At 34.0% G+C, this 19,862-nt stretch carries 17 protein-coding genes, 13 tRNA genes and 1 rRNA gene; 1 reads left to right on the top strand and 30 read right to left on the bottom strand.

Features of this window, described 5'->3' with window-relative positions:
• Positions 1 to 64 precede the first annotated feature (64 nt).
• From hpt to DFR80_RS12210, 14 genes are all read right to left on the bottom strand, one after another.
• A complete protein-coding gene (gene hpt / locus DFR80_RS12145) occupies positions 65 to 625 on the bottom strand; it encodes a hypoxanthine phosphoribosyltransferase (protein ID WP_076546183.1) in 561 nt (186 codons plus the stop codon).
• A gap of 10 nt (positions 626 to 635) precedes the next feature.
• Complete coding sequence (tilS, locus tag DFR80_RS12150; protein ID WP_114490118.1) at positions 636 to 2,030, bottom strand: tRNA lysidine(34) synthetase TilS; 1,395 nt, start codon at positions 2,028 to 2,030, stop codon at positions 636 to 638.
• 63 nt (positions 2,031 to 2,093) lie between these two features.
• A complete protein-coding gene (locus DFR80_RS12155) occupies positions 2,094 to 3,002 on the bottom strand; it encodes a Ppx/GppA phosphatase family protein (RefSeq protein WP_233493854.1) in 909 nt (302 codons plus the stop codon).
• Positions 2,977 to 3,522, bottom strand: a complete 546-nt coding sequence (locus DFR80_RS12160) for a DUF501 domain-containing protein (protein WP_076546135.1) — start codon at positions 3,520 to 3,522, stop codon at positions 2,977 to 2,979. Before DFR80_RS12160 ends, DFR80_RS12155 begins: the two co-directional genes overlap by 26 nt.
• Before the next feature lie 107 nt (positions 3,523 to 3,629).
• Entirely contained in the window at positions 3,630 to 3,995 is a 366-nt protein-coding gene (locus tag DFR80_RS12165; RefSeq protein WP_076546136.1) for a S1 RNA-binding domain-containing protein, read from the bottom strand.
• A gap of 87 nt (positions 3,996 to 4,082) precedes the next feature.
• On the bottom strand, positions 4,083 to 6,254 hold the full coding sequence (locus DFR80_RS12170) for a Tex family protein (protein WP_114490120.1): 2,172 nt from the start codon (positions 6,252 to 6,254) through the stop codon (positions 4,083 to 4,085).
• 59 nt (positions 6,255 to 6,313) lie between these two features.
• Complete coding sequence (locus DFR80_RS12175) at positions 6,314 to 6,640, bottom strand: septum formation initiator family protein (protein WP_076546137.1); 327 nt, start codon at positions 6,638 to 6,640, stop codon at positions 6,314 to 6,316.
• A 138-nt stretch (positions 6,641 to 6,778) separates the two neighbouring features.
• Positions 6,779 to 7,888, bottom strand: a complete 1,110-nt coding sequence (locus DFR80_RS12180) for an ABC transporter ATP-binding protein (RefSeq protein ID WP_076546138.1) — start codon at positions 7,886 to 7,888, stop codon at positions 6,779 to 6,781.
• A gap of 21 nt (positions 7,889 to 7,909) precedes the next feature.
• Positions 7,910 to 8,920, bottom strand: a complete 1,011-nt coding sequence (locus DFR80_RS12185) for a LacI family DNA-binding transcriptional regulator (RefSeq protein WP_076546139.1) — start codon at positions 8,918 to 8,920, stop codon at positions 7,910 to 7,912.
• Between the two features lie 145 nt (positions 8,921 to 9,065).
• Positions 9,066 to 9,716 (bottom strand): beta-phosphoglucomutase, encoded by a 651-nt coding sequence (gene pgmB, locus DFR80_RS12190; protein ID WP_114490121.1) that lies wholly within the window; start codon positions 9,714 to 9,716, stop codon positions 9,066 to 9,068.
• Positions 9,717 to 9,780: 64 nt separating this feature from the next.
• Positions 9,781 to 10,356, bottom strand: a complete 576-nt coding sequence (locus DFR80_RS12195; RefSeq protein ID WP_076546141.1) for a 2'-5' RNA ligase family protein — start codon at positions 10,354 to 10,356, stop codon at positions 9,781 to 9,783.
• Positions 10,357 to 10,372: 16 nt separating this feature from the next.
• Positions 10,373 to 11,635 carry a heme ABC transporter ATP-binding protein gene (locus DFR80_RS12200; protein WP_114490122.1) on the bottom strand — a complete coding sequence of 421 codons (1,263 nt, stop codon included), beginning with the start codon at positions 11,633 to 11,635 and terminating at the stop codon, positions 10,373 to 10,375.
• A gap of 5 nt (positions 11,636 to 11,640) precedes the next feature.
• Positions 11,641 to 12,657: an iron ABC transporter permease gene (locus tag DFR80_RS12205; protein ID WP_114490123.1), complete on the bottom strand. Its 1,017-nt coding sequence runs from the start codon at positions 12,655 to 12,657 to the stop codon at positions 11,641 to 11,643.
• 45 nt (positions 12,658 to 12,702) lie between these two features.
• Positions 12,703 to 13,986 carry a DUF1015 domain-containing protein gene (locus DFR80_RS12210; protein ID WP_114490124.1) on the bottom strand — a complete coding sequence of 428 codons (1,284 nt, stop codon included), beginning with the start codon at positions 13,984 to 13,986 and terminating at the stop codon, positions 12,703 to 12,705.
• A 200-nt stretch (positions 13,987 to 14,186) separates the two neighbouring features.
• Between DFR80_RS12210 and serA the strand changes: the two genes are divergently transcribed.
• Positions 14,187 to 15,791 carry a phosphoglycerate dehydrogenase gene (gene serA, locus DFR80_RS12215; protein WP_114490125.1) on the top strand — a complete coding sequence of 535 codons (1,605 nt, stop codon included), beginning with the start codon at positions 14,187 to 14,189 and terminating at the stop codon, positions 15,789 to 15,791.
• A gap of 124 nt (positions 15,792 to 15,915) precedes the next feature.
• On the opposite strand, the gene DFR80_RS12220 is transcribed toward serA, so the two are convergent.
• The 16 genes from DFR80_RS12220 to rrf form a co-directional block, all read right to left on the bottom strand.
• Positions 15,916 to 17,076 carry a sugar MFS transporter gene (locus DFR80_RS12220; RefSeq protein WP_114490126.1) on the bottom strand — a complete coding sequence of 387 codons (1,161 nt, stop codon included), beginning with the start codon at positions 17,074 to 17,076 and terminating at the stop codon, positions 15,916 to 15,918.
• A 44-nt stretch (positions 17,077 to 17,120) separates the two neighbouring features.
• Complete coding sequence (locus DFR80_RS12225; protein ID WP_076546147.1) at positions 17,121 to 18,191, bottom strand: alanine--glyoxylate aminotransferase family protein; 1,071 nt, start codon at positions 18,189 to 18,191, stop codon at positions 17,121 to 17,123.
• A 181-nt stretch (positions 18,192 to 18,372) separates the two neighbouring features.
• Positions 18,373 to 18,447: transfer RNA gene (locus DFR80_RS12230), tRNA-Gly, on the bottom strand.
• An 8-nt stretch (positions 18,448 to 18,455) separates the two neighbouring features.
• Positions 18,456 to 18,540: transfer RNA gene (locus DFR80_RS12235), tRNA-Tyr, on the bottom strand.
• A gap of 120 nt (positions 18,541 to 18,660) precedes the next feature.
• Positions 18,661 to 18,736, bottom strand: a tRNA-Ala gene (locus DFR80_RS12240).
• A 19-nt stretch (positions 18,737 to 18,755) separates the two neighbouring features.
• A tRNA-Thr gene (locus DFR80_RS12245) sits at positions 18,756 to 18,832 on the bottom strand.
• Positions 18,833 to 18,839: 7 nt separating this feature from the next.
• Positions 18,840 to 18,916: transfer RNA gene (locus DFR80_RS12250), tRNA-Asp, on the bottom strand.
• A gap of 73 nt (positions 18,917 to 18,989) precedes the next feature.
• A tRNA-Val gene (locus DFR80_RS12255) sits at positions 18,990 to 19,065 on the bottom strand.
• 7 nt (positions 19,066 to 19,072) lie between these two features.
• Positions 19,073 to 19,148 (bottom strand) — tRNA-Glu (locus tag DFR80_RS12260).
• 10 nt (positions 19,149 to 19,158) lie between these two features.
• Positions 19,159 to 19,251 (bottom strand) — tRNA-Ser (locus DFR80_RS12265).
• An 11-nt stretch (positions 19,252 to 19,262) separates the two neighbouring features.
• Positions 19,263 to 19,339: transfer RNA gene (locus tag DFR80_RS12270), tRNA-Met, on the bottom strand.
• Between the two features lie 8 nt (positions 19,340 to 19,347).
• Positions 19,348 to 19,424 (bottom strand) — tRNA-Gly (locus DFR80_RS12275).
• A gap of 54 nt (positions 19,425 to 19,478) precedes the next feature.
• Positions 19,479 to 19,555 (bottom strand) — tRNA-Met (locus DFR80_RS12280).
• A 4-nt stretch (positions 19,556 to 19,559) separates the two neighbouring features.
• Positions 19,560 to 19,635, bottom strand: a tRNA-Lys gene (locus tag DFR80_RS12285).
• Positions 19,636 to 19,664: 29 nt separating this feature from the next.
• A tRNA-Gln gene (locus tag DFR80_RS12290) sits at positions 19,665 to 19,739 on the bottom strand.
• 33 nt (positions 19,740 to 19,772) lie between these two features.
• Positions 19,773 to 19,862, bottom strand: a 5S ribosomal RNA gene (gene rrf / locus DFR80_RS12295); the annotation flags it as partial.

A 19,862-nucleotide genomic window follows, 5' to 3' on the forward strand; every position in this document is an offset into this window, starting at 1 on the left:
ATTATAAACCATTAATATTAAATTTCCATTAGAATATAAATACTATTCTTTAAGCCGCTGAGTATTATATATATAATTTTTCCTTTAAAACACCTATAAATGATAAATTTCGATATTTTTCTGCAAAATCAAGACCATAACCAACAACAAACTTATCCGGAATCTCAAAACCATTAAAATCAGCATCAATTTCTTTTTGAACCCTTCTATCTGGTTTATCTAAAAGAGTCACTACTTTAATACTTTTTGGATCACGAGTTTCTAACATATCAACAACATGTTTAAGGGTACGACCAGTATCAATGATATCTTCTACAATTAAAAGATGTCTACCTTCAATATTTTCTTCCATATCTTTAATTATTCTTACAACACCTGATGACTCTGTAGATGCTCCATAACTTGAAACATCCATAAAATCAAAAACCACCGGCAAATCTATTTCTCTTGCTAGATCAGCCATAAAAAGAACTGCACCTCGCAAAATACAGAGCATTACAATATCATCATCTTCTTCATAACCAGCTGTGATTTCCTCTCCCAATTCTGAAATCCTCTGCTTTAATTCTTCCTCATCAATAATTACCTCTTTAATGTCGTCAGCAAAAACAGTATTTTGTCCCATTGTTATCCTCCTAATTATATTTTAATTTCAAAATTAAAACCTTATCTGTTTCTTTAGTAATTTTATATGTATCAGAAATTTTATAGGGAACCAGCCAGAGGATATTATCGTTTGAATCCACAACCAGCAGTAGATCATCTCTTTTCGGTTTGGGAACTTTCTGATCAATTAGAATATCTTTAACTTTTTTATGTCCTGACATTCCAAGTGGTTTAAAACTATCGCCTGGCTTTCTATTCCTTAAAAATAAAGGTAAATTTAATTTTTCATAATCAAATGCCGCAACCAGAGAATCATTAGTAAAAGAAAAATCATTGATATCTAAAATTTTACTTTCTAAAATCCGTTCTTGATCTATTTTCAGTTTCTTTTCTGGTTCATACTTTATTTTATCCATATTTTCTTTTTCCATATTTTCTTTTTTTAAAAAAATAAGATTGGAATAGCTTATCTCAACTCTAATATCAGCAGCAATATCAATTCCTCTTCCAGTTTTTTTATCCTGAATTAATTTTTCAATTTCACGAATATGTTCAAGATAGAAATCATCCAGATTATTATTTAATTTTTTATAAATATGTCTATAAATTCTCCGCTGTAAAACCTGATCAAGCTTAATAAATTTATTGAAATCAACACTTATCGTATTTTTTTCTTCCTTATTTAATATATTATTATACTCTTTTAAAGCAATTTTTTGCAAGAATTTATTTTCAGCTGCAATTAAATTACTATTACGCGCAATGACTTCTCTTGCATTTTTATTAATTTTTTTCTCTACCAGAGGAAAAATTTTATTTCTAATAATATTTCTGCTGTAAACATCTTCATTATTACTACTATCAAAGCGTGGCTTTAAATTATTTTTACGACAGTAGCTAAGTATTTCAGCTTTACTAAATTCAAGCAGAGGATGAATAATCTTTATTCCTTTTACCTCTGTTTTAGCTTTAATCCCACTTAATCCCTGCAGACCACTTCCTCTAAATAAATTTAAAAGAACTGTCTCCGCCTGATCGTCTCTATGATGAGCAAGAGCAAGTAAATCATAATTATAGTTTTTGATAATCTTTTTAAAAAAATTAAGTCTTATTTCTCTGGCCATCGCCTCTATCGAAGAATTATTTTTCTTTATTAAAGCAGGTAAGTTGACCTGCTTAGCAAAAAAATCAAAACCCTTTTTTTCAGTATAATTTTTAACAAACTTAGCCTCGGCTGCTGACTCTTTTCTCAGCATATGATCAAGGTGAGCTACAGCTATTTCTAAATCAAAGTCCTCTTTCAATTTAGAAAAAAGCTCCAGCATTACTAACGAATCGGGTCCACCAGAAACTGCAAGCAGTAGCTTTTTGCAATTATCAAGCAAATTGTTTTTAATAATATAATTTCTAAATTTAGCCTCCATTAACAAGCCTCCAAAAAATAGCTATGTTTTATATTTCCAGATAGATAAAACTAAACCTGCATTTTAAGTAGTTAATTCTTCTTTTACTAAACCATAGAGCAAATCATGATCACTAACGGATAATTCTTTACTATCAACATAGTCTAAAATAGTTTTTAAAATAATAAGACCAGCTATTATAATATCTGCTCTCTGAGGTTGTAACCCCCTGACTTTCTGCCGCTTTTTTAATTTCAGGCTACTTAATTTTTTAATTATTTTTTCCAATTCACTGATATTTATCTTTAAATCTTCAATTTTACTACTGTTATATTCTTTAAGACCCAGTTTAACTGCTGCCATGGTAGTAATTGTCCCGCCAACTCCTCTAATCTTCAAATTTTTATCAAATTGTAAATGAGAACTTAAAAATTCATCCACATAATTATAAATTTTATTGAAAGAAGCTTCTTCAAACTCAGCTTCTGGATCAGAAACAAATTTTTCAGTCATTCTTACACAACCAATATCAAGGCTCCTAAAATTTATATCTGATTCTTCAGGCCAGATAAATTCCGTACTTCCTCCACCAATATCAATTAATAAAAAATCAGTGTCTAAACTGGCTGCTGCACCTACATAATTCAGCTCAGCTTCCTTTTTACCACTTATTATCTCAAGTTTAAAATTTATTTCCTGTAGTTTGGAACTAAGTAAGTCAGCATTATCAACATCTCTAAGTGCGCTGGTGCCAATAACTCTAACCTTTTCGACCTGAAATTGATCTATAATAAGTCTAAACTTTTTTAGAGCCTTAACCACCCGTTGAACAGCACTTGTTTTTAATTTTCTATTTTGATCTACTCCCTCACCCAATCTAGTTATTTCTAATTCCCTGATCAGAATTTTAAAAGAGTTTTTTTCATTGTTTTCCCCAATCAGTAACCGACATGAATTTGTACCAATATCAATTGCTGCTGCTCTCAAATTCATCAATCCTTTCCGTGCAAATCTTACAGTTTTTAGGCCAATCAACCCTACTAAAAACAATTTTTCCGACCGGATTAGAATTTGCTACCAGAAAATCAGCAAGATGAGTATGTAAACATTTAATTCCTTCTTTTTCTCTAATTCCACCAACTCCTGATTCAATTAGCATTTTATATAAATCCTCAGAAACTATCCTGGCTTTTTCCAGTTCTTCCTTAGATAATAAATGCAATCTTTTCTCAGCATATCTACGGTGTGCTGCCTCCATTGACATTTTAAATTCTGAATTAGACTTTAATTTATTTCCCAGTTCAGAAATCAAATCAGTTTCTGCCTCCAGTCTATCAACCTCATAATTTAAATATGGACAGCTAAGCCAGTAAATAGTTGGAGCCACAATCTCATTAATAAATGGTGCAACAGTAATCACTGCCGGATACCCAAAAGGACAATAATGAGCAGTTTTTATAAAATTATTAATTTCTCGATCTAACTGAATTTCTACTATTTTATGATCATCCATAATTACTGCTCCCCTTAAATTGTTCAAAATTTATGCATTAAAAAAGAGAAAACACCCCTTAAACGAATTAAAGGATGTTTAAAAAGTTAATAAAAATTGGCAAATATTTATTTAGAGCTTCCGCCGTTTTTTGCCTCTCTGCTTTTTAGATCTTGCTGACGCTCACTGCTCTGCTTTAAGAAACGATCCATTTTTTCTTCAAATGACATTTCTGGAGCATGATCAATGCGGTCATCTGGATCCTCTAATTGTTTAATGGAAAGGCCAATTTTCCCGTCATCATCGACATTAATAACTTTAACCTTAACTTCATCCCCTTCTTTAAGGAAATTACTAATATCTTTGACATAAGTATTGGCAACCTCAGAAATATGAACCAGACCAGTCTCTCCACTTTCCAATTCAACAAAAGCACCAAAATTTGTTATCCCAGTAACTTCTCCTACAACTATACTTCCAACTTCAATGGACATGCTTAAAAAATTCCTCCCTAGATATTAATATTGTACCCATTATAACTTAATTACATTAGAACTGTCAAATATATAGGCTAAAATTTTCTAGAATTTTAAAGTTAAAGAAATTCTACCACGTTTTTGATCAACATCAAGTACTTTAACCTCTATATTCTGTCCGATTTCAACAATTTCAAAAGGATCACTAACATACATCTGACTCATCTCAGAAATATGAAGCAAACCATCCTGTTTTAAACCAATATCGACAAATGCACCAAAATCGACTATATTTCGCACCTTACCTTTAAAAATCATTCCCGGTTCAATATCTTCTATTTTTAAGATATCTTTACGGAAGATAGGAGCTGGCATTGAGTCCCTAGGATCACGCCCTGGCTGTTTTAAAGCTGCTACAATATCTTTAGCTGTTGGCAGACCAATTTCCAGCTCTGAAGCTGTTTTAGCCAAATCGATTTCGACCAATTTTTCTCTAATCTTACTTAATTTTTCTCTGTCTCTAATATCTCCTACATTATAATTAATATTAGCTAATATCTTCTCTGCTGCCTGATAGGATTCTGGATGAATAGGAGTTAAAGCAAATGGGTCTTCTATTGAATCAAGACGTATAAATCCTGCTGCCTGCTCATATGTTTTTGGGCCAAAACCATAAACATCAAGCAATTCCTTCCGCTTTTTAAATTTTCCTTCCTGACTGCGATGTTCAATAATTTTATCCGCATTATTGGAGCTGATTCCAGCAACATAGGTTAAAAGAGCTGCTGAAGCTGTATTTATTTCAACTCCAACATGATTAACTGCATCAACAACAACCTCATTGAGAGCTTTTTCCAGATTCTTTTGAGAAATATCATGTTGATACATACCTACTCCCAGAGATTTGGGATCAATTTTAACCAGTTCAGCCAGTGGATCCTGAATTCTACGTCCAATTGAAATAGCCCCCCTAATCGAAACATCTAAATCTGGAAATTCCTTTCTTGCCAGTTTAGAAGCAGAATAAACTGAAGCTCCAGCCTCACTGACAATAGTATATTCTACATCCATGCCTCCTTTTATTAGTTCTGCTACAAAACTTTCCGTTTCTCGACTGGCAGTACCATTACCAATTACAATTAAGTCAATATAATATTTTTTTACTAAATTTGCCACCACAGCAGCAGCTTCTCCAGCTTTATTAACAGGTGGATGAGGATAAATAGCTCCTGTTTCCAGCAGCTTTCCATCTTCAGCTAAAGCTGCAAGTTTACAGCCAGTTCTAAATGCCGGATCAATAGCAAGCACTTTTTTTCCTTCCAGCGGAGGCTGCATTAATAAAGATCTTAAATTAGTGGAAAAATTATTAATAGCCTTCACTTCTGCTTTTTCAGTTAAATGATTACGAACTTCCCTTTCCAGAGAAGGAAAAACAAGCCTTTTATAAGCATAATCAACCGCATTAATTAAATGATCAAAACTATCACTATTCCTATTATCAAAGTCATAGAAATCATAAATCATCTCAATAGCTTTTTGATCATCAACTTCTATTTTAACCCTCAAAACCTCTTCATTTTCGCCTCTATTCAATGCCAGAGTTCTATGGGGTGGAATTTTATTAATTGATTCCTTAAATTCATAATAATCCTGATATTTTCCCTCTTCATCCTCATTTTTTTGTTCAGAAACAATTAGAGCAGTCTTAAAAACAAAATTTCTTAACTTTTTACGCAGATCAGCATTATCAGAAACGTCCCCAGCAATAATATCTTCGGCTCCACTGAGAACTTCTTCTATTTCTGTTAGTTCTTTTTCTGGATCAAGATAATTTTCTGCTTCTTTTTTAATTTCTAACTCAGATTTCTGCTGACTAAAAATCAGCTCGGCAACTGGCTTTAACCCCCTGGCGATTGCTCTGGCGGCTTTTGTCTGTTTTTTAACCTTAAAAGGTCGATATAAATCTTCGACTTCCTGCAAAGTATCAGCTTTTTTAAGCTTATTCAAAACTTCCTCATTTAATTTATCCTGTTTATCTGCTGCTGCTGCAACATCATTTTTTCGTTCATTTAAGCGCCGCAAATAATCAATTTTTTCCGCAACTTCTCTAATTTCTTCTTCATCTAGACTACCAGTCATTTCTTTCCGATAGCGGGCAATAAAGGGAACTGTATTTCCTGAATCCAAAAGTTCAACTGTCGCTTTAATATTTCCTTTTTTAAAATTTAATTCTTCAGCAGCCTCTTCAAATAAATCTATTTTAATATACTCTGACATCAAAAAACTCCTTTATATAAAATTCTTTTATTTATAAAATGATTAAAATATCAAATATTTTATTTTTTTTGTTTGGAATCTTCATCTTCATCTTCATTTTCTTCAACCGGAATAAACATTTTCTCACCCGGTTTTACCAGACCTAATTTTTCTCTAGCAACTTCTTCTATATATTCATGACTATCACTATTTTCCAATTGTTCTTTTAACTTCTGATTTTTAGCTTCAGCTTCTGCAATCTCAGCTTCAATTTTTTGGATCTGATTTTCAAGGTGGTTTATTTTAGCCATATTCTGATAAAAATTAAAGGCAGCAATTACTGCTATAACTACAACAAGAGTAATGACAACAGGATTTAACAAAAAATCCTTTCTCTGGCGAGGCATTTTTAATTCCTCCCTCTATAGATTAATTATGATTACAGTTGTAATTATACTTTAAAATTGGTAATTAATCAAAAAAAGCAGTCGAATTTAATAATTCGACTGCTTTAGTAATCTAATATTCTATTTTTCTCTCTTTATTTAAAAAATTGATTCTTCTGTTTCAGCATCAAATACATGGATTTTTCTCAGATCAATTCCAAGAGCAATTGTATCTCCAACTTCTGCAGTACTTTCAGCTTCTACACGGGCGATTAAAGAATGACCTTCTTCAGCCAGGTAGAGATAAATTTCAGAACCCATAGGTTCTACTACTTCTACATCAGCATTAAATGTATTATCTTCTGCAACTTCAAAATCATGAGTAATTTGGGTATCAACAATATCTTCTGGTCTAACACCAAAAACTACATCTTTATCTACATAATCCTTAATATAATCTTCCTTATCGTCAGGAATCCGAATCTTGAATGCACCATCACCTTCAAGATAATAAGTATCTCCTTCTTTTTCAATCTTAGCATCCATAAAGTTCATAGCTGGTGAGCCAATAAAACCGGCTACAAACATATTAACTGGCTTATTATAAAGTGTTAATGGATCTGCTACCTGCTGAACAACCCCATCTTTAAGTACAACAATTCTATCTCCCATTGTCATCGCTTCAGTCTGGTCATGGGTTACATAAATCATTGTTGTTTTTAGACGATCATGAAGTTTAGATAGCTCAGTTCTCATCTGAACTCTCAGTTTAGCGTCAAGGTTGGATAGTGGCTCATCCATTAAGAACACCTTAGGTTCACGTACAATTGCACGGCCTAAAGCAACACGCTGTCTCTGACCACCTGATAACTGTTTAGGTTTTCTATCTAATAACTGTTCAATGCCTAAAATATCAGCAGCATCCTGGACACGTCTTTCAATTTCATCTTTAGGGAATTTACGTAATTTAAGTCCAAAAGCCATATTATCATATACATTCATATGTGGATAAAGTGCATAGTTCTGGAAAACCATCGCGATGTCTCTGTCCTTAGGTGCTACATCATTAACTACCTGATCACCAATTTTTAAAGTACCTTCACTAATCTCTTCCAGACCGGCAATCATTCTTAATGTTGTAGATTTACCACAACCAGAAGGTCCTACTAAAACAACAAATTCCTTATCTCTAATCTCTAAGTTCTGATCTTTAACCGCTGTAAAATCACCAAAATGCTTATAAATATGTTCTAAAGTTACACTTGCCATTAAAAAATCCTCCTCTTAATATTAATTGTATTTTGATATTGATGACTCCCTAATAATTAATTCGGGAGTTAAAACCTTAATTTGTTGACTGTCCATTTTTTCATTAATCAATTCCAGTAAAAATTCTAGAGAACTTTTACCCAGCTTCTCCACCGGTTCACCTAAAACTGTCAGTGGAGGATCAATTACTGAAGTTAAAATATTATCACCATAACCAACTACCGCAAAATCATCAGGAATAAAATATCCTCCCATTTTAATTGCTTCTACCAGACCAATTGTCGTTAATTCTCTGGTAGAAATAAATGAATCAGGAATTACATCCCCTTCAATAATTTCTAGAAAAACATTATAACCAGCCTGTCTGTTATTAGCAGTTGAAAAAATAAGTTCCTCATTGACCTCTAAACCTGAATCTCTGAGTGCATTTTTATAGCCACTAATCTTTTCTTCTTCAACTAAATTATCTCTGTTACCACAGACAAGGGCTATTTTTTTGAAATTTTCTTTTAACAAATGTTCTACAGCTTTGTATAATCCCTGACTGTAATCAGTTAAAACTGAAGTGAAAAAATTCTCCTCGGCAAGTCTATTTACCAGTACAATTCTATTATCCTGACTAAAACTGGCTTTTAAAAGATGACTACCTACCAGTTTTCCGCCGATAAATATTGCCCCATCGACCTGATTTGATTCTAAAAGCGAAAGATAAGATTCTTCTTTATCTTCCTGATTATTAGTGTTACAAAGTATTATCTGATAACCACGCTTTTCTGCAGCCTTTTCAATACTTTTTACAATCTCAATATTACCAGGACTATCCATTTCAGCTAGAATAACTGCAATCATATTCGTTTTCTTGGCTGCAAGTCCTCTGGCAAGTTGATTAGGACGATAATTATTTTCCTTTGCAATTTTCAAAATTTTTAACCTAGTTTCTTTCCCTACTCCTGGCTTATCATTTAAAGCTCTAGAAACTGTTGATTCTGCTACACCGGCCATTCGGGCAATATCTTTTAGAGTAATCTGCATCTTTATGCCTCCAGTTTTAGCAACCTGCGCAATTTACGCAAGCGCTTGCGAAACGCTGAAGAAAAAAAGAGCCTGTAATAATAATTAACTCTTATTATTACTATTCGCTACAGACTCTAAAATTCCTTCTTTTTATTTGAATTTTTTATAGTTTTTTTAAAATCTCATCAAAATCAATATCGCCAACATTGGCATAAACCAGATGAGCCTTACCAACTCTTGATTCTGGGCCAACTCCAACAGCTTTCATCTTAGCAGCCAGAGCAGCTTCTACACCAGACTCAGCATCTTCTAAAACAACACATTCTTCAGGTTTCAAACCTAAATTTTTTGCTGCATATAAAAATAAATCAGGAGCAGGCTTTGCATTTTCTACACTATGTCCATCTGCAATTGTATCAAAGATGTCTGTAATTTGCAAATGTTTTAAAACTTTTTTCGCATTTCTACTGGAAGAACCAACTGCCAGTTTATATCCATCTTTTTTCAACTTCATTAGTTTTTCTTCCATATCATCTAATATATCATCTTTAGTAATTTCTTCTAAATAATCTTGATAATAGCTATTTTTTCGATCTGTCCATTCCTTTTTTTGTTCTTCTGGAACCTCTTTACCATCCAGGATAATTTCCAGTGATTCCATTCTGGAAACACCGCGTAATTGCTCATTTACTTCTCTATTAAAAAATAAATCCTCTTCATCAGCCAACTTCTGCCAGCTTTTATAATGATATTCTGCAGTGTCCGTAATTACACCATCAAGATCAAAAATAAATCCCTTAATTTCGTCTGCCATAATTATCACTCCTCATATAATATACTTAGTAACATTGAAATTATCACTAAGTTAACCATAAATTTTAATTTAAATTGAAACTTGCTATAACTTTTTCAACTGGGTCTAATGTTGGTCTCCAGATTTCCAATTTTTCAGCCGCTGCTGAAAGAGGACGTGACATTCCTTCCATAAACAAACAAATTTCGGTCAGCTCATCTACTGGAATTGGATTCTCAGCAAAAATATTACTTATTATTGTAATATGAAACATCCACTCATCATAATTTTCAATTGTCGAAATCCCCTCATCAATTAAACTCTGGTGAACTGCCTCCGAAAATTTTGTTAAGGATTCTGTCTCATTAACCTCCAGTACCAGCTGGTGCTGATCAGAAAATTTAATACAGCTAAAGCGGTCTACTTCAATCTCAATTTTATCAAATTCCTTTACTCTCTCAGCAAGAATTTTTTCGGCTTTCTCTGCCTTGTTTTTTACTATTCTATCAATTGTTATATGAAGCTGCGGATATATTTGATCGGGATAAAGGTTGTAGTGTTCGGAAACTATTTTTTGCACCTGAGAAGCTGTTTCTACAAGTTCTTTCCCTGGAATCAAAACTAAAAAGTACTCATTTTCTAAATCTGCAGCTTTTATCATAATTACATCCCCATCTCTAATTTTCTAATTTTTTTATTTCTGAAATCAATTGACTTTTATCATTTAATAAAACTATATTATCATCTTCCTCTAATAATTTATTCCAGATCTTTTCTGCTTTTCCTTTAATATAATCTCTTTTTTCTATATTCAAATTAGAAAATAAAATTTTAGGTTTATTAGCATAATCAAGCAAAACTTCCAAATTGGCAATATTACCATGACCAAAAGGCAGATCACTTAAAATTATTAAATCAGATTTCTCGATAAGTTCTTTATTTCTTTTGATTTCATTATCAGAAATATCAATAAATGGAGGTGCTTCGACAATTTCAACTCCCAGTTCTCGTGCCACCTGCCAGTCAGCATCCCCTATATTTAAAACTCCTATACTTAGCCGATAGCCAAGATTATCTAATTTATAAATAAATTTTTTAGCAGTACCACCACCTGCAATAATATGGATCTTAAATTCTTTTTTTTCTTTCTTTTTTTTGAATTTATTAACTTCCGGAATCAGAGTAATAAATGGTTTATCAGAAAGTGGATTAGATTTAATTAAAACTTCTGCTTTATAGACCTCTCTAATATTTTCCTCGGTTAAAACTTCTTCTGCAGATCCGGAAGCAAAAATTTCCCCTTCATTAAGCAAAATTAGTTGCTCACAATACTGAGCGGTCAAATTTAAATCATGAGATACTGTAATTATTGTTAAGTCCCACTTTTGATTTAAATAATTCAAAAGATCATAAATTTCAGCTTGATAATTAATATCAAGACTTGAAGTTGGCTCATCCAGCAATAAAATATTAGGCTTCTGTGCCAGCGCCCTAGCGATTATAACCCGCTGTCTTTCTCCACCAGAAAGTTCTTTAATCAATTTACTTCTTAATTTAAAAGTATCAGTAACCTCCATTACCTCATTTACAATTTTTTTGTCATTCTTACTGATTCCAGACCACCGCTTTTGATAAGGATGCCTCCCCATCATTATAATATCATAAACATTAAAATTAAAGCTAACTTCTGTATTTTGAGGAACAACTGCCATTTTCCTGGCCAGTTCTAAGGAACTATAATCATTTAAAAGCTTATGATTAAGATATACTGTGCCACTATCCACCTGTAAAGTTTTACTCATGTTTTTTAATAAAGTTGATTTTCCCGAAGCATTGGGACCAATAATTCCTATAAATGACCCAGATTTAATCTGCAGGTCTATCCCCTTCAAAATTTCTTCCTGATTATAACTAAATTTAATTTTATCGGTTTGTAACATAATTTTCACCAAATATCTTTAGATTTATTACGCAAGAGATAAATAAAGTAGGGACCTCCAGCAAAAGCTGTAATTATTCCAACTGGAAGCTCCATTGGTGCCATAATAGTTCTTGCTGCAGTATCAGCCAACAACAAAAAAGATGCCCCAATCAGCGCTGCCAGGGGAATCAATCTTCTGTGATCAGGTCCAATAATTATCCTTGCCATATGCGGCACAACCAGTCCAATAAAACCAATACTACCACTAACTGCAACCACAGAAGCAGTCAGAAGCGAAGCCGCTCCAAGTAAAATTACTTTTGTTTTTTCTACATTTAACCCAAGATGAACCGCACTTTCTTCTCCCAGTAATAAAATATTCAGATCTTTTAAATAAAATAATATCACAGCCAGAGCAGCTAAAAAGTAGGGTAATATCATCCGGACATCTTTCCAGGCAGAACCAGCAAGACTCCCCATAAGCCAGTAAACAAGTTGCTGTAAATTCTCTGTCCTTAAAACCATTAAAAAAGACATCATAGAATTTAAAATAAAACTTACAGCTACCCCAGCCAGTAAAAAAGTTAAGACTGGCAATTTATTCCCTACTTTAGCCAGCTGATAGACAATAAAAACTGTCAGTACTGCTCCCAGAAATGCAAAAACAGGTAAAGAATTCAAATTGAAAACAACTATTTCTATACCCAAAAATAAAGCCAGCATTACTCCTGTACCCGCTCCAGCAGAAATCCCGATAATGTAGGGATCAACCATAGGGTTTCTAATTATTGCCTGAAAAACCGCTCCGGCAACAGCGAGTCCTGCTCCAACAATAAAGGCAAGTATAATTCTCGGCAGTCTTATTTCTCCAATAATTATAGCTGTTGAAGTTGAAATATTTTCAGAATTATTAAATATATAATCTAAAATATCAGCTGGTTCAATCGGGGTTGAGCCAATAAATAAAGCCAGAAAAATCAAAATAACAGAAAATAAAACTGCAGTTAGAAAAATCAATATATTTTTTTTGTTTTCAATCATTATTATCAATCCTCAGTACTGACTCTTCTAATAACTGTTGAGATTCTATTTCTTTATTGAAAGCTTATTAATAACCAGACCAGTCAACAATTTAGGATAAAAGTCTGTAGATTTTTGTGGCATTTTTTCTCCCTGATCTGCAATATTTTTCACTTCTTTTACAGAAGTAGGGTTTAAGATAAATGCTGCCTGATATTTACCAGCTTCCAGCTCTTCTAAAGCCCTATCACGATATCTAATATAATCAAGATTTGTTTTAGCAGCCAGTGCCTTTTTATCTACTCCAAGATATTTATCCAGAATAATATTATGAAGAATACTAACATCAAGTTCCTTATAAGCCTGGGAAAATCCGCCTTCTATTTGTTCTAAGTCAGCTTCATTTTCAAATTCAAAAACATAATATTCAGCTTCTGCTGCAGCTTTAAAACCAAATACCTTCTTTTTCGTATTTTGATCAAGGTAATTATACATTTTCTCTTTACTGTCAAATTCTTTAATACTAAAATCCTCGGCTGCTTTTTCTAAAAATGAATCAATCTTAAAATCTTCAATACCATATAACAATCTGTGAGTTGGCAGCACCTTTAGTCCCGGGTCATCCATATTTACAAAAGTCATAAGGCGGTGATTAAAACTTTCAACTCCATCTGCCTGCCAGCCCTTTTCTCTACATTCTCGCTGATAATTTAATGCAGTCTGATAACGATGATGTCCATCTGCAATATATAAATTTTTTGATTCCATTTTTTCTTTGATCCTGGCTATTAGTTCCGAATCTGTCAGCTGCCAAACTTTATGTAAATTTTGATCCTCATCACGAACCTCAAAAAGTGCTTTTTTCTGCATTAGTTTTGTAAACAAATCATTGATTTCATTCTTTTGATCAGAATAAAGCATAAATATATGACCAAAATTAGCCTCAGTAGCTCTAATCAACTTTAAACGATCTGCTTTTGGTCCCTCCATTGTACTCTCATGTGCCTTAACTCCTTCTCCTGCTTCCAGTTTACCCAGGCCAATAAAACCTTTGCGAACAAATTTCTTCCCATCAACCTCGTACTCCTGTGTATAGACATAAAATCCTGCTTTTTGATCACGAACTAAAATCTGATTTTTAATCCAATCATTTAGATTTTCTGCTGCACTGTAGTAACGATCTTCTTCTTTCCCCAAAATCAAACGTACAATATTATAAGGACTTTGCTCATAATATTCTTCCTGCAGCTGCTGATCAATCTTATCATATGGTTGAGTTACTACCTTCTCTAATTCTCCCACCTGTTTTTGGTTATACCTATAACCATGAAATGGAAATACCTTCGCCATACTATCACTCCTTTTAATCATTATATATTTTTATAACCTTTACAGCAAGCTTGATTCTGATATCATAATTTTTTGAATATAGAAAAAATATAATTTATTATATTTTAACTTGTGTCAGTAATTAAAAGCTTGCTTTATCAACTTCAATTAGATATAATTAAAAAAAATTAGTAGCAAGAAGAGAGAAGGAGTGGTAATAAGTGTATAAGGTTTTAGTCAGTGACAATATTGCTCAAAAAGGAATTGATATTTTAAAAGAAGCAGGAATGGAAGTTGATTTCAAACCAGGACAGAGCCGAGAGGAATTTTTAGAAACTATTGCTGAATATGATGGAATAATTGTTAGAAGTATGACTCTTTTAGATACTGAAGCTTTAAACAAAGCAAAAAAACTAAAAGTAATAGGTAGAGCAGGAACAGGTTATGATAATATTGATTTAGATGAGGCTACTAAACATGGTATTTTTGTTTTTAACACCCCAACCGGAAACACAATTTCTGCAGTTGAACATACAATGGGAATGATGCTCTCACTTTCTCGAAATATTCCCCAGGCGAACCAGGCATTACACAATGATATTTGGGATCGCAAAAAATATATGGGAGTTGAAGTCAAAGGAAAAACTTTAGGAATTATTGGGCTCGGTAGAATCGGAAGTCGAGTTGCCAAAAGAGCCCAGAGTTTTGGAATGAAAGTTATAGCAAATGATCCTTATCTAGCCCCACAGAAGGCTGAAAAACTTAATGTGCCTTTACTTCCATTTAAAGAGGTTTTAGAAAAAGCAGACTATGTAACTCTACATACACCGCTAACTGATGAAACCTATCATATTTTAAGTCACAAAGAGTTCGCAATTATGAAAAAAAGCGCCAGGGTAATTAACTGTGCTAGGGGACAAAATATAGATACTAAAGCACTGGCTGAAGCTCTAGAAAATGATAAAATTACTGGAGCGGCAATTGATGTACATGAAGAAGAACCGGTAAAAGCAAGTAATAATCCGTTACTTAAATTCCAGGATAGAGTCATTATGACCTGCCATTTGGGGGGGACAACTACTGAAGCTATGGATAATGTATCTATTACAGCAGCGGAAGAAGTTGTTTCGGTATTACAGAGTAATTTACCCGAGTCTCCACTTAATATTCCGGCTATGGATCCTCAGGAATTTAACCAGGCAAAACCCTATATCAATTTGGTAACAAAACTGGGCAATTTTATGGCAAAATGGAAGGGACACGAAAGAATTGAAGCAGTCGAGGTAGAATACGGTGGAGAGGTTAATCAATATAACCACAAACCAATGACTTTAAGTTTGGTTAAATCAATATTAGAGCCAATTTTAGATGACCGAATTAATCTCGTAAATGCAATGCATATTGCTCAAGAAAGAGGTATTTCTTTAAAAGAAAGTCAGATCCAAAATAAAGGTGAGTTGAAAAATATAATTAAAATTAATCTTAAAACTGAAGTAGGACAATACTGTCTGGCAGGAACCCATTTACCTATTGGTTTTAGATTAATCGAAATTAATGGATTGCGAATTGACCTTGATCTTTCGGGGGAATTCATTATCGTCAGCTATCAGGATAAACCTGGAGTTATCGGTAAAATAGGTTCAACTTTAGGAGAAGAAAATATCAATATTGCTAATATGCAGGTTGGTCGTCAGGAAATTGGCGGAGATGCAATAATGATGATGCAAATTGATTCTAAACCTTCTAAAGAAATCATGGAGAGAATTAAAAATCATCTTGATGAGCTAAATACTCAAGTAAAAGATCTAAGTTATCTTGAAATATAAATATAACTGCATAATAATCAGAGCAGCCAAATTTTGGCTGCTCTTTTTTTAGCTAAAAATTTTATGATTAATAATCTCCAAAAAACATTTTGTTATATTTTATAAAAATAATTTAAATGAATTCTTATTTAGCAAAATTATAATTTAATTCCTTGCTTAATAAATAAAGAAAACCAATGATTAGAAATATAAAAACACTTATACTGGCAAAACCAGTAAATACATTAAACAGATCATTTATTTTTCCAATCAACCAGTTAGAAATCATATTTATTGCAGAAGCAGATGTAATAATAAAGCCCATATAAGAACTTACACCTTTATCAAACTCTCTCATTATTACTGCCATAATAGTTGGAAACATAATAGAAATAAAAAAACCTGCTGCCGAAAAGAAAATTGCTCCCAGATTACCATCTATCAAAAGTCCACAAATAAATAAAATTTGCGTTGCCGAAGCAAAAAGAAATAATATTTTTATATACCCTAAATGCTCGGTAAAGTAACCCCCTACAAGTCTTCCAACTGTAAAAATCACAAAAAATAAAGATAGATAAGTAGATGCAGATGCTGTACTAAATGCTCTTTCTACATGCAAAAAATTTACAAGCCAGCTTCCAATTGCAATTTCAGCTACCACAGCAGAGCCTAAAACTGCAGAAAAAAGCCAGACTTTTTTCTGTTTTGCTATCTCTTTAACTGCAATATTATCCTTTTTATCATTCTCAACTTCCACTGGAAAATCTGTAAAAAACAAATATACAAGTAAAAATATAATTAAAACCAGTGCAGTCAAATAAATTTGATACCATTTTAAATTTAGAGATAAAAGCCAGCCCGCATACCGCGGACCAATTGAAGCCCCAACTCCAAAAAACAAGTGCAGCATATTCATCATCATACCTGATTTCTCTACAAATATCTTTGCCCCCAGAGAATTAGCTCCAATCTCTACTGAACCCAGGCCAATTCCTAACAGAATCATTAAAATAACTAAATAAAAAAAAGAGTCTATATGTCCCATGGTAAAAATACTGAGAGCAGCAGCTATAAAGCCAAAAGCAATTACCTTTTTTAACCCAAAATGACTTGCTGCCAGACCACCAAAAAAAGTGGCTGACATAAACCCAAAAGTAGAAGCCATCAGCATAATTCCAATTTGAGAATAGCTTACTGCAAAAAAATCTTTAATTGGAGGAATCAATGTTCCTCTCATATTATTTATAAATCCCAGCATTATCATCATCAAAAACGCTAAAAAAACTAATTTTTTGTGTCTTCTCATTAACTATCAAACCTTCCTGCCAGGGCCGATATAATATCGGAACTCTATAAATCCAAAATACTCTCAATAGTAGCCAATAACCCCTTAATATCAGCTAAACTTAAATCACCCATGTGACCAATTCTAAAGGCTTTATTTTTTAAATCACCATAACCATTAGCAATACGAATATTATATTTTTCTACAAGAGTATTAATTAAACCATTGACATCAATTCCTCGATTATTCTCAATACAGGTAACAGTATTTGACCAATATCCCTCTTCGGCATAGATATCAAAGTACTCTAGAGCCCAATTCTGAACAAACTCAGCCATTTCTCGATGTCTGGCAAAACGATTTTCAATCCCTTCCTTATTAACTATATCATCTAACTGCTTTTGCAAAGCAAAGATTTGTGGAATTGCCGGGGTAGTTCTGGTCTGTGAACGAAGATGATATTTATGTAATAAAGGTAAATTAAAATAATAACTATTACTTTCTACCTCTTCGGCCCTTTTTAATAAATCATCACTAACAGAAGCTACAGTTAAACCCGCAGGCAAAGCAAAGGCTTTCTGTACACCAGCCAGACACATATCTATCCCCCAATCATCAACTCTAATTTCCGTCCCCGCCATTCCAGAAACAGCATCTACTAAAAATAAAACATCATCAAATTTCTTTACTACCTCACCTATTTCCTTAATTGGATTCATTAAACCAGTAGAAGTTTCATTTAAAACAACAGTAATCGCATCATATTTACCGGTATTAAGTTTTTCTTCCACCAATTCTGGTTTTACAGCCTGATCCCAGGGAATTTCGACCTTATCACAGGAAACACCATTTTTTTTAGTGATTTGATGCCAGCGATTTGAAAAAGCACCATTAACAAAATTCAGACAGCGGTTTTTAACCCCATTTGTAACTGCAGCTTCCATTGCACCTGTCGAAGAAGACGAAAATAAAAACACGGGATTATTTGTATAAAGAAGTTTCTTTAAGTTTAATTGGATATCATCGTAAATACTAGAAAACTCTTCAGTTCGATGATGAATCTGTGCTGTCGATAATTCTTTTAATAACTCAGCTCTTACTTCTGTTGGTCCTGGAGTAAATAATTTTTCATGCATTTTTAACACCTCATAAATTATATTTTTCAGCTTTAGCTGAAATGCTCAATTCTCAATTCTTATATATAATTATCTATTATTATAGCAGTTGAAGATAAAATAATAAAGCAAATAATAATTATCAGAATATTAAAAATTAGTATTAAATAAAAAAAGCACCTATTAGGTGCAAAATAACAAATGGAGCGGGAAACGAGATTTGAACTCGCGACCCTCACGTTGGCAACGTGATGCTCTACCACTGAGCTATTCCCGCATATTTAATGGTGGAGGGGAAAGGATTTGAACCTTTGTAGGCATCGCCGGCAGATTTACAGTCTGCTCCCTTTAACCACTCGGGCACCCCTCCAGATTAGATGTAGGAAATAAGAAGTAGGAATAAGCTAATATTAATAAAATCCTATTCTATCCCTAATTCAAATATTAATTATAAAATTTTTAGCCTCCAACCTCAGAATAACAATTCATTTGGTGGAGATAAGGGGATTCGAACCCCTGGCCTCTACACTGCCAGTGTAGCGCTCTCCCAGCTGAGCTATATCCCCATGGCTTTAAAAAAGTCAATGGAGCCGATGACCGGATTTGAACCGGTGACCTCTTCCTTACCATGGAAGCGCTGCTACCAACTGAGCTACATCGGCAAAAAAATGGCGGAGGAGACGGGATTTGAACCCGCGATCTCCGGCTTGACAGGCCGGCGCGTTAAACCGCTACGCTACACCTCCGTATTTGGATGTAGGAAGTAAGATGTCGAGAAAGGAATCTCTTCCAATCTAACAATATACTTCATTATTTAAATGGTGGGCGAAACAGGGCTCGAACCTGTGACCCCCTGCTTGTAAGGCAGGTGCTCTCCCAACTGAGCTATTCGCCCGCAAAAATGGTACCCTCAAGGGGATTCGAACCCCTGCCGCCAGGATGAAAACCTGGTGTCCTAGACCCCTAGACGATGAGGGCATAAATTAAATGGCGGAGAGAGAGGGATTCGAACCCTCGCCAGGGTAAATACCCTGCTACAGGTTTAGCAAACCCGCCCCTTCAGCCACTTGGGTACCTCTCCATGAATACAAATGGTGGGTCTAAGAGGACTTGAACCTCTGACACTGTGGGTATGAACCACATGCTCTAGCCAACTGAGCTATAGACCCATGTTATATGGAGCGGGAAACGAGACTCGAACTCGCGACCCTCAGCTTGGAAGGCTGATGCTCTAGCCAACTGAGCTACTCCCGCATCATTACCATGTAATTTTTGCCTGATGTATATAAAAAATATAATATTTTAAATTGGTTGCGGGGACCGGATTCGAACCGATGACCTCCAGGTTATGAGCCTGACGAGCTACCAGACTGCTCTACCCCGCGTCAATGGTGAGCCATGGAGGATTCGAACCTCCGACAACCTGATTAAAAGTCAGGTGCTCTGCCAACTGAGCTAATGGCCCAAAATAATGATGATCATTTATAATTAAAATGGCTGGGGCGGTAGGATTCGAACCTACGCGTCCTGAGACCAAAACCCAGTGCCTTACCGCTTGGCTACACCCCAGTATTATAAAAATCATCAAAGCTTGGAAAAAAGGACCGGCAGCGACCTACTCTCCCACATCGTTACCAATGCAGTACCATAGGCGCTGGAGGACTTAACTTTTGTGTTCGAGATGGGAACAAG

Source organism: Halanaerobium sp. ST460_2HS_T2 (assembly GCF_003337665.1).
In the GTDB taxonomy this organism is placed as follows: Bacteria; Bacillota; Halanaerobiia; order Halanaerobiales; family Halanaerobiaceae; genus Halanaerobium; species Halanaerobium kushneri.

Bases quoted from the DNA above. Each gene is read 5' to 3' on its own strand.
- hpt (WP_076546183.1), bottom strand. From the start codon at position 625: ATGGGACAAAATACTGTTTTTGCTGACGACATTAAAGAGGTAATTATT.
- tilS (WP_114490118.1), bottom strand. From the start codon at position 2,030: ATGGAGGCTAAATTTAGAAATTATATTATTAAAAACAATTTGCTTGAT.
- DFR80_RS12155 (WP_233493854.1), bottom strand. From the start codon at position 3,002: ATGAATTTGAGAGCAGCAGCAATTGATATTGGTACAAATTCATGTCGG.
- DFR80_RS12160 (WP_076546135.1), bottom strand. From the start codon at position 3,522: ATGGATGATCATAAAATAGTAGAAATTCAGTTAGATCGAGAAATTAAT.
- DFR80_RS12165 (WP_076546136.1), bottom strand. From the start codon at position 3,995: ATGTCCATTGAAGTTGGAAGTATAGTTGTAGGAGAAGTTACTGGGATA.
- DFR80_RS12170 (WP_114490120.1), bottom strand. From the start codon at position 6,254: ATGTCAGAGTATATTAAAATAGATTTATTTGAAGAGGCTGCTGAAGAA.
- DFR80_RS12175 (WP_076546137.1), bottom strand. From the start codon at position 6,640: ATGCCTCGCCAGAGAAAGGATTTTTTGTTAAATCCTGTTGTCATTACT.
- DFR80_RS12180 (WP_076546138.1), bottom strand. From the start codon at position 7,888: ATGGCAAGTGTAACTTTAGAACATATTTATAAGCATTTTGGTGATTTT.
- DFR80_RS12185 (WP_076546139.1), bottom strand. From the start codon at position 8,920: ATGCAGATTACTCTAAAAGATATTGCCCGAATGGCCGGTGTAGCAGAA.
- pgmB (WP_114490121.1), bottom strand. From the start codon at position 9,716: ATGGCAGACGAAATTAAGGGATTTATTTTTGATCTTGATGGTGTAATT.
- DFR80_RS12195 (WP_076546141.1), bottom strand. From the start codon at position 10,356: ATGATAAAAGCTGCAGATTTAGAAAATGAGTACTTTTTAGTTTTGATT.
- DFR80_RS12200 (WP_114490122.1), bottom strand. From the start codon at position 11,635: ATGTTACAAACCGATAAAATTAAATTTAGTTATAATCAGGAAGAAATT.
- DFR80_RS12205 (WP_114490123.1), bottom strand. From the start codon at position 12,657: ATGATTGAAAACAAAAAAAATATATTGATTTTTCTAACTGCAGTTTTA.
- DFR80_RS12210 (WP_114490124.1), bottom strand. From the start codon at position 13,986: ATGGCGAAGGTATTTCCATTTCATGGTTATAGGTATAACCAAAAACAG.
- DFR80_RS12220 (WP_114490126.1), bottom strand. From the start codon at position 17,076: ATGAGAAGACACAAAAAATTAGTTTTTTTAGCGTTTTTGATGATGATA.
- DFR80_RS12225 (WP_076546147.1), bottom strand. From the start codon at position 18,191: ATGCATGAAAAATTATTTACTCCAGGACCAACAGAAGTAAGAGCTGAG.